The organism is Streptomyces sp. ISL-43 (genome assembly GCF_018614195.1).
Lineage (GTDB): Bacteria > Actinomycetota > Actinomycetes > Streptomycetales > Streptomycetaceae > Streptomyces.
Genome location: NZ_JAGGOT010000008.1, coordinates 61,013 through 73,379, shown reverse-complemented (window position 1 = coordinate 73,379; position 12,367 = coordinate 61,013). Strand labels below are relative to the sequence as shown.

13 protein-coding genes are annotated in these 12,367 nt (G+C 72.8%); 11 read left to right on the top strand and 2 right to left on the bottom strand.

What is annotated here, in order from left to right:
* Positions 1–116 precede the first annotated feature (116 nt).
* The 8 genes from J7F03_RS04180 to J7F03_RS04145 all read left to right on the top strand — a co-directional run bounded on the left by J7F03_RS04180 (position 117) and on the right by J7F03_RS04145 (position 7,374).
* Positions 117–980, top strand: coding sequence for a helix-turn-helix transcriptional regulator (locus tag J7F03_RS04180; protein WP_308379053.1), 864 nt, complete (start codon positions 117–119; stop codon positions 978–980).
* 4 nt (positions 981–984) lie between these two features.
* Positions 985–1,164, top strand: a complete 180-nt coding sequence (locus J7F03_RS04175) for a DUF397 domain-containing protein (protein WP_214947260.1) — start codon at positions 985–987, stop codon at positions 1,162–1,164.
* Entirely contained in the window at positions 1,134–1,646 is a 513-nt protein-coding gene (locus J7F03_RS04170) for a GNAT family N-acetyltransferase (protein WP_308379051.1), read from the top strand. The genes J7F03_RS04175 and J7F03_RS04170 overlap by 31 nt, the downstream gene beginning before the upstream one ends.
* A gap of 211 nt (positions 1,647–1,857) precedes the next feature.
* Positions 1,858–2,676 carry a hypothetical protein gene (locus J7F03_RS04165; RefSeq protein WP_214947259.1) on the top strand — a complete coding sequence of 273 codons (819 nt, stop codon included), beginning with the start codon at positions 1,858–1,860 and terminating at the stop codon, positions 2,674–2,676.
* Positions 2,677–2,969: 293 nt separating this feature from the next.
* Positions 2,970–4,892 (top strand): C1 family peptidase, encoded by a 1,923-nt coding sequence (locus J7F03_RS04160; RefSeq protein ID WP_214947258.1) that lies wholly within the window; start codon positions 2,970–2,972, stop codon positions 4,890–4,892.
* A 39-nt stretch (positions 4,893–4,931) separates the two neighbouring features.
* A complete protein-coding gene (locus J7F03_RS04155; RefSeq protein ID WP_214947257.1) occupies positions 4,932–5,249 on the top strand; it encodes a protease inhibitor I42 family protein in 318 nt (105 codons plus the stop codon).
* Between the two features lie 83 nt (positions 5,250–5,332).
* Entirely contained in the window at positions 5,333–5,983 is a 651-nt protein-coding gene (locus tag J7F03_RS04150; RefSeq protein ID WP_214947256.1) for a GntR family transcriptional regulator, read from the top strand.
* On the top strand, positions 5,980–7,374 hold the full coding sequence (locus tag J7F03_RS04145; RefSeq protein WP_214947255.1) for an MFS transporter: 1,395 nt from the start codon (positions 5,980–5,982) through the stop codon (positions 7,372–7,374). The genes J7F03_RS04150 and J7F03_RS04145 overlap by 4 nt, the downstream gene beginning before the upstream one ends.
* 138 nt (positions 7,375–7,512) lie before the next feature.
* On the opposite strand, the gene J7F03_RS04140 is transcribed toward J7F03_RS04145, so the two are convergent.
* Positions 7,513–8,343: a maleylpyruvate isomerase family mycothiol-dependent enzyme gene (locus tag J7F03_RS04140; protein WP_214947254.1), complete on the bottom strand. Its 831-nt coding sequence runs from the start codon at positions 8,341–8,343 to the stop codon at positions 7,513–7,515.
* 155 nt (positions 8,344–8,498) lie between these two features.
* On the opposite strand from J7F03_RS04140, the gene J7F03_RS04135 reads away from it, so the two are divergent.
* On the top strand, positions 8,499–9,278 hold the full coding sequence (locus J7F03_RS04135) for a carbon-nitrogen family hydrolase (protein ID WP_214947253.1): 780 nt from the start codon (positions 8,499–8,501) through the stop codon (positions 9,276–9,278).
* A 207-nt stretch (positions 9,279–9,485) separates the two neighbouring features.
* Positions 9,486–9,635: a hypothetical protein gene (locus J7F03_RS04130; protein WP_214947466.1), complete on the top strand. Its 150-nt coding sequence runs from the start codon at positions 9,486–9,488 to the stop codon at positions 9,633–9,635.
* A 256-nt stretch (positions 9,636–9,891) separates the two neighbouring features.
* Here the strand turns inward: J7F03_RS04130 and J7F03_RS04125 are convergent, their stop codons facing one another.
* Positions 9,892–10,446: a Uma2 family endonuclease gene (locus J7F03_RS04125; RefSeq protein ID WP_214947252.1), complete on the bottom strand. Its 555-nt coding sequence runs from the start codon at positions 10,444–10,446 to the stop codon at positions 9,892–9,894.
* 102 nt (positions 10,447–10,548) lie between these two features.
* Here J7F03_RS04125 and J7F03_RS04120 point away from each other — a divergent pair, with 102 nt between their 5' ends.
* A complete protein-coding gene (locus tag J7F03_RS04120; protein ID WP_214947251.1) occupies positions 10,549–12,366 on the top strand; it encodes a thioredoxin-like domain-containing protein in 1,818 nt (605 codons plus the stop codon).
* The last annotated feature ends 1 nt before the right edge of the window (position 12,367 follow it).

The window sequence follows — 12,367 nt, the reverse complement described above, 5'->3', positions numbered from 1 at the left end:
GTAGAGTGACCGCGTGGGTGGGTGCAACCTCTTCCGGAGATATCTATCCCCAAGGAGTAGTTGTGCGGTTCCGGCCGGGCACGGTTGACTGCATTCGGTACAGGGAGGTGGGCCAAGTGGCCACGGACAACCGGGTATCGACGGTGCTGGCACGCCGATTGGGCGGGGAGCTGCTGCGCTTGCGTGACGCGGCGGGGCTGACCCAGCCACAGGCGGCGCAGGTACTGAGTGCGACGGCGGCCAAGGTCGCCAAGATGGAGCGCGGCTGGGTTCCGTTCCGCGACCCGGACATCGTGGCCTTGTGCAAGCTCTACGGGGTGACGGACGAGGCAGTGGTCCACAGCCTGCTGTCCCTCGCCAAGCTGGACCGAGAGCGTCGCAAGGCCAAGGGCTGGTGGCACCACATGCCGATCGTGGGCGGCCTGGGTGAGTACATCGCGATGGAGGAGATCGCCACACGTATCCGCACGTGGCACCCTGCCTTGGTCCCCGGACTTCTCCAGACCCCGGAATACGTGAGGGCGTTGGGCGTCACGTCCAACTGGTCGCACCCCGACGAGATCGAGGCGTTGGTGACCTCACGCATCAAGCGGCAGGCCCGGCTGCGGGGTGACGCGCCCCTGGAGTTCCACGCAGTGCTGTGGGAAGCCGCGTTGCGCCACCAAGTCGGCACTGTCGAAGTGATGCGCGCGCAGCTCGACCATCTGGTGCAGATGGCGAAGCTGCCGCATGTCCACGTGCAGGTGCTGCCCTTCCGGGCGGGGAGACACCATGGAGTCGACGGTTCCTTCAACATCGTTTCGTTCGCGGATCCCGGGGCGCTGGACGTCGGCTACGCCGAGACCATCGGCTCTACCCTGTGGGCAGAGGGGGCGGAGGCCAACGAGGCGTACGGCCGGGCGTTCGCCCGGGTGTCACGGCTGAGTCTTGCGCCGCACGACTCCGTGAGCCTGATCGATGCCATCAGCAAAGGTATGTAAGCCCGTGAACGAATACGAGTTCGTGAAGTCCAGTTACAGCAGCGACCAAGCCAACACGGAGTGCGTGGAGGTGGCCACCAACATCGCCGGCACGGTTGCCGTTCGGGACAGCAAGCGGAGCGACGGGCCCGTCATCCGGGTCACCGCCACCGCGTGGACCGCCTTCGCGGCGCAGGCGGGGTGATCATCCGGACCGGGCGGCTGACCCTGTTGCCGCTGGAGGCTGCGCACGCCGAGGAGATGACCACGGTGCTGGGTGATCCGGAGCTGCACGCCTTCATCGGCGGGGCTCCGCTCACCGTGTCAGAGCTGCGCACCCGCTACGCGCGGCTGGTCGCCGGTTCGCCGGACCCCGCCGTCTCCTGGTGCAACTGGGTGGTCCGGCTCGACGCCGAGGGCTGCCTGACCGGGACGGTCCAGGCGACCGTGTCCGGGGAGGCCGCCGAGATCGCCTGGGTCGTCGGTACGCCCTGGCAGCGCCGCGGCATCGCCGTCGAGGCGACCCGGGCGATGGTCGAGTGGCTCGGGAAGCAGGCCGGGGTGCGCACCGTCATCGCGCACGTCCACCCCGACCACACCGCATCCGCCGCCGTTGCCACGCGGGTCGGACTCACCGCCACGGACCGGGTCCAGGACGGCGAGATCCGCTGGGAGGGACCCGCCTGACGGGGCATCGTTCGAGGGTGACGGTGTACACGCAGGTCAAAGGCGTACGTAGGCCGGTTGCGCGGCGTGTCCGCGGCGGCGGTGCGGGGGCTCGGGTTGCGGGGTCTGACGGGGTGTCGGTGAGTGGGCTGGGACACGTCCCATGTCACGTCCCACGTCACCTCACGCCCCGGCACGTCCCATGCCGCGGCTCCTCGACAGGAGAGATCCGTTGCACCGCATCACGCGCTACACCGTCCCCGCCGCCCTCTGCCTGAGCCTCCTGACCGCGTCCCCCGGTCTGGCGTCGGCGGCCGCGGAGTCGTCCGCGAAGCCGCAGGCCGCCGCGTTCGTGGCCGCCGCGCCGGCCGGGAAGGCCATCCCCGGTACCGAGGCCCTGCTCGCGCAGGTGCAGTCGCTGGGCGGGGTCGGCGGGCTGCTCAAACCCGTCACCGATCTGCTGGCCGCCGTCCTGAAGTCCCCCGACGGCAAGATCCCGGAGGCGGACCTGGCCGCCTTCAAGGAGAAGATCGACGCCGCGATCGCAGAGCTGAAGAAGAGCCTGCCCGCCGCCCCGGCCGTGCCGGTACCGGTCCCGCCGGTGGACGCGCCGAACCTCCCGGTGGACCCGCCGAAGCTGCCGGTCGAGGCGCCGAAGCTGCCGGTGGACGCTCCGAAGCTGCCGGTGGAGGCGCCGGCGCTGCCGGTGGAGGCGCCGAAGCTGCCCGTCGATGCCCCGAAGCTCCCGGTGGAGGCGCCGGCGCTCCCCGTGGACGCCCCGAAGCTGCCCGTGGCGCTCCCCGTCTCCGCCCACAAGGCCAAGGCCGCCGCCGGCCCGCTCGACCTGGCCACGGGTGCCATCGACAAGCTCAAGGGCTCCGTCGACGGCCTCACCAAGGCCGCCGGCCCCTGCGGCTGCTCCACGGACGCCAAGGCCAAGGCCACCGACGTGGTGACCGACCTGGTCGCGGCCCTGGTCGCCCTGCTCACCGGCCTCGGCCTCCCGGGCCTGCCCCCGCTCCCGGTCCCGGTCCCGCTGCCCGTCCAGTAGCGGCTGCCGCACCCCCGGCCCCGGCGCTGCCCGCCCAGGAGCGGCAGCGCCCCGCCGGGCCCTCGCGGCCGAGCGTGGCACGCCCCCGCCCCGGGGCTCCGGTTCCCTCCGCGGCAGCGGCCCCGCCCCGGTGCACCCCGGGCTGCGGCACGCCCGGCCCCCGGGGCTCCCGTTCACGAAGCGGCCAGCGCCCCCGCGTGCCGCCGCGCGACCGTACGGACCCCCTTGACGCGCCCCCCGCCCAGGTGGACGCTCCCGGGGCTCGGATCCGTACGGTGCGTTGGGGGGCCGGAATGCCGGAGCAGTCGGAGGGGCGTGTCCAGACGGCGGGGGAGCTGCGGGCCCTGCTCGCGGCGCGCGGGGCGCGGTGGTCCGTGAGCGAGCACCTCGCCGACGGGGATCCCGTACCGCGGCCCGCCCTGGGCCTGGGGGCGAGCACGGCGGCGGCAGTCGAGCTGACCCCCGCCGAGGCCGCGCCGCCGGTGGACCTGCGGAGCCTCGTGGGCCGGGCCAGTGGCAATCCGCACCTCACCCGGCGCAGGACGGCGCACGGCCTGCTCCCGGGCACGGGCACGGGCACGGGAACCCGGGCCCCCACCGCCCGCCCCTCCGCCGTGGACTGGCGGAGCCGGTGGGGCTGGCCCTGGCTCACCAAGGTGAAGGACCAGAACCCGTGCAGCGCGTGCTGGGCGTTCGGGGCGGCCGGCCTGGTGGAGTCGATGGCCCGCATCGAGCACCACGTGTGGGCCGAGCGGTCCGAGGGGGACGTGCACGACGGGATGAAGGCCCCCTGCGGGCAGACGGGCAGCCCCGAGGCCGCCCTCGACTGGATCCGGACCAACGGCGGACTCGCGGACCCGGGCTGCTGGCCGTACTCGCCGCCGCCGCCCGGTACCCCCGTCGACCGCCGGGAGGCCTGGCGGGCCGAGTACACCCCGAGCTGGGACCGCTCCGGCCGGACCGTCCGCATCACCGGGCACGTCCGGCTCGGCGACGTGGAGCAGCAGAAGGCGTGGCTGGACACGGTGGGCCCGCTGACCGCCTGCTTCGACGTGTACGAGGACTTCTTCGGCCTCGGCTCCGGCGTCTACCACCGCACCAGCGACCGCCTGGCGGGCGGCCACTGCGTCCTGATCACCGGCTACGACGACGCGGCCGGCTGCTGGCTGTTCAAGAACTCCTGGGGGACCGGCTACCACGTGGGCGGCTACGGCCGGATCGCGTACGGCGAGGCGCGGATCGACGACTGGGCGAAGTGCGGGCTGCAGGACACCAACATCGACCCGTGGAGCAAGCGCCGCCTGCACGCCGGGAACGTCTACGAGAGCGGCAACGGGCGCGCCCACCGCAACTTCGAGATGGCGGCGCGGGGCGGCGGCGGCTCGCTCCAGCACTGGTGGCGCGGGGGCGACGACCCCTTCCCGTGGGCCCGCGGCCGGGCCTTCGCGTCGGACGCCTCCGGCCAGCCGGCCTTCACGGGCACCACCTACAACCGGAACATGGAGTCGCTGCACGTGACCGCCGGCGGCCGGCTGCGCCACTGGTACTACGAGCAGTCCGGCGGCGCCTGGCGCGACGGCGGCGCATTCGGCCCGGGCGACGCGGCGATCGGCTCGACCCCGGGCTTCATCCAGAGCGACTACGGGGCGCCGGGCAACTTCGAGGTGGTCGTCCGCACCGCCGACGGCCGCCTGAACCACTGGTGGCGCATCAACGGCGCCCCCTGGACCTGGAACGACGGCGGCCGCTTCGCCTCCGGCATCGCCCACTACGGCCCGGCCCTGATCCAGACCCGTTCCCGCCACCTGGACCTGGTGGCCGCCCGCACCGACGGCCGGATGCAGCTGTGGTGGCGCGACGACCCGAACGGCTTCGTCTGGCGCCCCGGCGAGATCTTCGGCGCCGGGATCACCTCCGCACCCTGCATGATCGAGGCGCAGCACGGGGCGGCCGACGAGGACACCGCCGGGAACTACGAGCTGTGCGTGACGGGTGCGGGCGGCCGGATCGAGCACTGGTGGCGCGGCAACGCGGCCGGTACGGCCTGGCAGCGCTCCGCGGTCTTCGGCCACGACGTGCTGGCCGTCACCGGGATGCTGCAGGGCAGCTTCGGGTTCAACCTGGAGGTGATCGCCCTGCGCACCGACCGCCTGCTCCAGCACTACTGGCGCGACGGCGCGGGCTGGCACGAAGGGGCCGTGATCGGCCCGGCGTGAGGGGACCCGGTCTCGGGGGCCGGGCGAAGAGGAGTGCGCGTGGAGGTACGCGAGGTGTCGCTGGCCCCGGGTGAGCCGTACGAGCTGCGGCTGACAGGGCGTGGTGCGCGCGGGTACGTGTGGACCTGGCAGGTGACCGGGGACGCGGACGCCGTCTCCGTGTCCGAGGGCCCGCCGCCGCCCGCCGCCGCGGAGCCTCCGCTGCCCGGGGCGAGCGTCGAGCGCGTGTACGTCGTACGGGCCCGGGCGGGCGGCCGGGCGCGGATCCGGTTCGCGCAGGTCCGGCCGCCGTATCCGCAGGAGGCGCCGTACGACGAGTTCGTCCTGGACGTGGTGGTGGCGGCGCCGGGGGAGTGAGGGCCGGTGAGGGGCCCCGCCGGTGGGGGTCCGCATCCTGGACGGGCGGCGGCTTGCACCTCTGTTGTATCTATGCTGTGCGCATGCCATCAGCCACCACCGCCCCGACCGCCGCCGAACGCGTCTACCAGCACGTGAAGCGGGGCGTGCTGGAGCGCCACTACGAGGGCGGGACCCTGCTGACGGAAGGCGAGCTCGCCGTCGCCGTCGGGGTCTCCCGCACGCCGGTCCGCGAGGCGCTGCTGCGGCTGGAGACCGAGGGGCTGCTGAAGCTGTACCCGAAGAAGGGCGCCCTCGTCCTCCCGGTCTCCGCCCAGGAGATCGCCGACGTGATCGAAACCCGTCTGCTGGTCGAGGAGTTCACCGTCCGCAGGGCCGTGCCCGCCCCGCCCGGCCTGCTGGAGCGGCTCGCGGAGCTCATCGAGGAGCAGCGCCGGCTCGGCGCCGCCGGCGAGCTCGGCGCGATGATGGCCGCGGACCGGGCCTTCCACGCGGAGATCGTGCGCAGCGCCGGCAACCAGATCCTGAGCCGCCTCTACGACCAGCTGCGCGACCGCCAGCTGCGCATGGGAGTCGCCGTGCTGCACGCGCACCCCGACCGGGTGGAGCGGACGCTGTCCGAGCACACGGAGATCCTCGACGCGCTGCGCGCGGGCGACGCCGAGACGGCCGCCGCCGCGGTACGGGCGCACGTGGGCCGGGTCGCGGAACTGGTGCGGGGGTCCGACCGATGAGCGCCGAGGCCGGCGGGGCGGCGGCTCCGGCCGCTGCTCCTGCTGTGCCCCTTGTGCCCGTCGTGCCCGTCGTCAAGGATCCACCGGGCGGCCGCAAGGCGGTCCTGGTGTGGTCGATCGGCGTCGCCGTGTACTTCGTCGCGGTCATCTTCCGCACCAGCCTCGGCGTCGCGGGGCTGGAGGCCGCCGACCGCTTCCACGTGAACGCCTCCGCGCTGTCCACCTTCTCCCTCCTGCAACTGCTGGTGTACGCGGGCATGCAGATACCCGTCGGCCTGATGGTGGACCGGCTCGGCACCAAGAAGGTCCTCACCCTGGGCGCGGTGCTCTTCACCGCCGGCCAGATCGGCTTCGCGCTCTCCCCCTCCTACGGGATGGCCCTGGCCGCCCGCGCCCTGCTGGGATGCGGCGACGCCATGACCTTCATCTCCGTGCTGCGGCTCGGGACGCGCTGGTTCCCCGCCCGCCGGGGCCCGCTGATGGCGCAGCTGGCGGGCCTGATCGGGATGGCGGGCAACCTGGTCTCCACCCTGGTGCTGGCGCCCGTCCTGCACGGGGTCGGCTGGATCCCGGCGTTCGCGGGCAGTGCGGTGGCGGGGCTGATCGTGCTGGTCCCGCTCGTGCTGTTCCTGCGCGACCACCCCGAGGGCCACGAGCCCGCGCCGGCGGCCACCGGGGCGGGAGGCTTCGGCGCGGGGGAATTCGTACGGCGCCAGATCTCCGACTCCTGGAAGGAGCCGGGCACCAAGCTCGGCCTGTGGGTGCACTTCACCACGCAGTTCCCGGCGATGGTGTTCCTGCTGCTGTGGGGCATGCCGTTCCTCGTCGAGGCGCAAGGCCTCTCGCGCACCACCGCGGGCGGGCTGCTGACGCTGGTCGTCGCCTCGAACATGGCACTCGGCCTGGTCTACGGCCAGGTCGTGGGCCGGCGGCAGTCCTCGCGGATCCCCCTCGCGCTCGGCACGGTCGCCGTCACCGCGCTGCTGTGGGGCTCGGTCCTGGTCTACCCGGGGGACCACGCCCCGATGTGGCTGCTGGTCTGCCTGTGCCTGGTGCTGGGCACGTGCGGTCCGGCCTCGATGATCGGCTTCGACTTCGCCCGTCCGGCCAACCCGGCGGAGCGCCAGGGCACGGCATCCGGGATCACCAACATGGGCGGCTTCATCGCGTCCATGACGACCCTGCTGGTGGTGGGCCTGCTCCTCGACGCCACGGGCGACAACTACCGCGTCGCGTTCTCTTCGGTCTTCGTCCTGGAGGTGTTCGGCATCGCCCAGATCCTGCGCCTGCGCGGCCGGGCCCTGGCCCGCGAACGCGAGCGGTCGGTGCCGGTGCCGGTGCCGGTGCTGCTGCCGGAACGGGCCGCGGCCCCGCCGGCCCGGTGCACGTAGGACGGGGTGCACGTAGGCGCCGGGGCCCGCGTCCTCTGACATGGGCCGGGCGGGACAGACCCCCGTCCCTACGAGCGGGCCGCGCGGCCGCGTGTGCCGCGCGCGCAGGAGTCCGGGTGTGGCCGGCCGGCCGGTCGGCTACGGCGTCACGGAGAAGTGCGTCAGGATGGCCTCCGCCAGCGCCTGGTCGCCCTCCACCTTCACCCGGTCGGCGACCGAGTGCGCCCGCACGCGGCCGGCCGCGAGGCGTACGTACGTCTCCCAGTCCAGCGTCAGCGTCACCGCCGGCCCCAGCGACGGGGCCTTGTCGATCGTGCCGCGCCCTTCCGCGTCGACCCGTACGGTCCGCATGAACTCCAGTGCTCCGTGCACGTCGATGACGACCGCGGAGTTCGCGGGCGCGCCCGCCTTCTTCGCGACGACCTTCGGCAGCCCGGCCAGCAGGACGTCCCGGGCCACGTGCGCGCCCGGGGAGTCCCAGTTCCCCAGCGCGCCCAGCGCCGCCCGCAGGTCCTGCTCGTGGATCCACACGTCGAAGGCGCGCAGCCGCAGCGAGTGCTCCAGCGTCGCCGGCTCGCCCAGCGGTCCGCGAATCAAGGTGTCCGGATCCCGCTTCTCGTTGCGGAGTTGGCGCGAGCGGCGGATGACCGTGTACTCCAGCTCCGAGGTCATCTCCGGCGCGGTGTGGTGACGCCGTACGTCGACCTGCACCTCCATGTACCGGGAGAACTCGTCGACCACGTGCCGCAGGTCCCTGGGCAGGGTGTGGATCGGCCGGGGGTCGCCGAGCTGCTCGCATTCAATGCCGATGATGTGTGACACGACATCACGCACGGACCAGTTGGGGCAGGGCGTCGCCCTGCTCCACTCGCCCTCCGTCAGCGGAAGGACCAGCTCGGATATCGCCTCGATGGAGTGCGTCCACGCGTCGGCATAGGGCTGAAGGCTGGGATGCGGATGGACGGTCAACGGGACCCCTCGCGTGCTGTTCATTGGCGCGTTGGCGCGTTCTGGAAGCTTATGCAATGGCTTCAAAACTACGCTGCCGAAGAGCACCCCGGCAGTGCTTTCGTGTGACGATCGTAGGCCCGAGTTGACGGCTTGAATGCCAGGACGGTGGTACTGTGCGCGCTTCCCTGATCCAAATCGCGGTGAATGAGGGGGAGTCGGTGGGTTCCCGCCGCTCCCGCGCGGCCGACCTCGTACGCGAACAGTCCGCCTCCGATCTCGTCGTCCTCCCCGAGCTGTGGACCATCGGGGCCTTCGCCTACGAGCAGTTCGAGACGGAGGCGGAGCCGCTGGACGGCCCGACCTACGAGGCCATGTCCAAGGCGGCCCGCGACGCGGGGGTCTGGCTGCACGCCGGTTCCTTCGTGGAGCGCGCGGGCGACGGCTCCCTCTACAACACCGCGCTCGTCCTCTCCCCGACGGGCGAGCTCGCGGCCACCTACCGCAAGATCCACCGCTTCGGCTTCGACCAGGGCGAGGCGGTCCTGATGTCCGCCGGCGACTCCCTGACCACCGTCGCCCTGCCGGAGCAGACGCTCGGCATCGCCACCTGCTACGATCTTCGCTTCCCGGAACTGTTCCGCGGCCTGGTCGACGCCGGGGCGACGACGATGGTGGTGGCCGCGGGCTGGCCGGCCCGCCGCCGCTCCCACTGGACCCTCCTGAACCGCGCACGGGCCGTCGAGAACCAGTCGTACGTCCTCGCGTGCGGGCTGTCCGGCACCCACGCGGGCGTCGAGCAGGCCGGCCACAGCCTGGTCGTCGACCCGTGGGGCGAGGTCCTGGCGGAGGCGGGCCCGGGCGAGGACGTGCTGACGGTGGAGCTCGACCCGGCGAAGGTCGCCGAGACGCGGGAGCAGTTCCCGGCCCTGAAGGACCGCCGCCTGGGTCGCTGAACCGGTGGGGTCCACTTGTGCGAAGTCAGCGCGAGACGAAGGGTGAGTGCGGGACGTGGCGGACGGGGACATAGGGGACAGAGGGGCGGCACCGGCGGCGGGGCAGCCGGAGCCGCCGGCCGAGCGGCCGTCCCCGGCCCCGGCCGAGCGGCCGTCCATGGCCCCGCCCGCTCGGCCGTCCCCGGCCCCGGCCGAGCGGGCCAGCGCGTGGACGCCTGCCGCGCCCCCTCGGGCGAGCTCCTCCTGGTCGAACTGGAGGACCTCAACCCGTACCTCTCCCTCGACCTCCTGCCCGAGCCGACCCGCGAAGCGTTCGTGACGTCCCTCGTCCGCTCCCTCCACGCGTTCACGACGTGATGTCAGACCCGGGTGCGACGCTCGGCCCATGGACAAGCAGACGTTCTGGAAGCTGATCGAAACAGCCCGCGCGGACGCGGAGCCCGACCAGGTCGCGGTGCGCGCGGCGGAGCTGCTCGCGCACTACCCGGCGCCGGAGATAGCCGTCGGACTCCTTCACGATCAGCTACCCGCCCCTGGACCCGTCCTGGGACTTCGACTTCGACGACACCGCCGAAATCTCCCCCCGCCTCCCCCGCCTGACGGCCCTCTTCGCCTAGAGCCCGCTGGTGTCGAGGTCGAGGTCGAACGGGGCCGGGAGGTGGACCGGGGTCCCGAAGGGGTGCGGACCGTCGACGTCGGTGTAGCCGAGGCGGCCCGGGCCGCCGAACAGGGTGACGGTCTTCTCCAGCCGGTCGACCAGCAGGTACAGCGGCGCGCCGTACTCGGCATACCGCTTCCGCTTGACGACCCGGTCGGTCTCGGCGTTGGACTTCGAGGTGACCTCGACAATCAGGAGGGTCTGGTCGGGCAGTAGCGACGAGCCACCCTGTGCGAGGTCCTCAGGGACCACGGCGATATCGGGGACGTACCAGTTCGCGGAGCCCGGCAGATCGAGATTCCCCGATCCCTCCACACAGCCGAGCTCGTCCACCCGCCCCTCGATCTGGCGGCGTACGAGCTTCGCGGCTCGTTCGTGGTCCCAGCTCGGCGTCAGTTGCGTGAGGATCCCTTCAACGATCTCGCTACGGTCCCCGTGCCAGCGCTGGATGGCGTACTTCAGCGCGTGCTCGGGGTCGATGCCCTCGCTGTAGTCGTGCGCGGTGGTCATGCCGGACGCCTCCTTCGCTGCCTTCGACCAGCGTCCCACGGGGCTTCGCCCGGGGTCGTCACCCGGACGGGTGCACATAGGACGGGGTGGCACCCTTGGGGCATGAATTCTGCCGCGTCCGCACCCCGTCGCGCCCGAGTCCGTGCCCCCGAGCTGATCGGCAAGGGCGGCTGGCTCAACACCGGCGGTAAGCCGTACACCCTCGCCGACCTGCGGGGACGTGTTGTGATCTTGGATTTTTGGACCTTTTGCTGCATTAACTGCCTGCACGTCCTCGACGAGTTGCGCGAGCTGGAGGAGAAGCACCGCGACACCGTCGTGATCATCGGGGTGCACTCGCCGAAGTTCGTGCACGAGGCCGAGCACGCCGCCGTGGTCGACGCCGTCGAGCGGTACGGGGTGCACCACCCCGTGCTCGACGACCCCGAGCTCGCGACCTGGAAGCAGTACGCCGTCCGCGCGTGGCCCACGCTCGTGGTGATCGACCCCGAGGGGTACATCGTCGCGCAGCACGCCGGCGAGGGGCACGCGCACGCCATCGCGCGACTCGTCGAGGAGCTGGAGGCCGAGCACGAGGCCAAGGGGACGCTGCGGCGCGGGGACGGGCCGTACGTGGCTCCCGAGCCGGTGGCGGGTGTGCTGCGGTTCCCCGGGAAGGCGCTCCCGCTGCCGTCCGGGAACTTCCTCGTCTCCGACTCGACGCGCCACCAGCTGGTGGAGCTGGCCGCCGACGGGGAGAGCGTCGTACGACGCGTCGGCAGCGGGGAGCGCGGCTTCACCGCCGGGAGCTTCAGCGAGCCGCAGGGGCTGGCGCTGCTGCCCGACGGGTCCGTGATCGTCGCCGACACCGTCAATCACGCGCTGCGCCGCTTCGACCCCGCCACGGGCACTGTCGAAACCGTCGCCGGGACCGGGCGCCAGTGGTGGCAGGGCTCGCCCACCTCCGGGCCGGCCCTGGAGGTGGACCTGTCCTCGCCGTGGGACGTGGCCTGGTGGCAGGGCCGGGTGTGGATCGCGATGGCGGGCGTCCACCAGCTGTGGACCTGGGATCCGGAGGCGGGGACCGTGGAGGTCGCCGCCGGCACGACCAACGAGGGGCTGCACGACGGGCCGGCCGCCGAGGCCTGGTTCGCGCAGCCGTCCGGGCTCGCGGCCGCCGGGGACCGGCTGTGGATCGCCGACTCCGAGACCAGCGCCCTGCGGTACGTCCACCGCACCGATGCCGGATACGTCATCACCACCGCCGTCGGGACGGGGTTGTTCGACTTCGGGCACCGCGACGGCGACGCCGCCCAGGCGCTGCTCCAGCACCCGCTCGGAGTCACCGCCCTGCCCGACGGCTCGGTCGCGGTGTGCGACACCTACAACCACGCCCTGAGGCGGTACGACCCGGCGACCGGGCAGGTCACCACGCTCGCCACCGACCTGCGCGAGCCCAGTGCCGCCGTGCTGGCCGGGGAGGACATCGTGGTCGTCGAGTCCGCCCGACACCGGCTGACCCGGCTGCGGCTCCCCGAGGAGGCCGTACGCGTGGACGCGGTCGCCCACCGTACGCGGCGGGCCGCGACCGAGGTGGCCCCCGGCACGCTCCGGCTGGACATCGTCTTCCAGGCTCCGAGCGGCCAGAAGCTGGACACCCGGTACGGGCCTTCGACGCGCCTGCTGGTCTCCTCGACCCCGCCCGAGCTGCTGGCGGGCGGGGACGGGGCCGGGACCGACCTGATCCGGGAGCTCGCGCTGAACCCGGAGGTCGCCGAGGGCGTCCTGCACGTCTCCGCGATGGCCGCCTCCTGCGACGACGACCCGGAGAACGAGTACCCCGCCTGCCACGTCCACCAGCAGGACTGGGGGGTGCCGGTACGGGTCACCCCGCAGGGTGTCGCCCGGCTCCCCCTCGTCCTCGCGGGCCTCGACGCGTAGA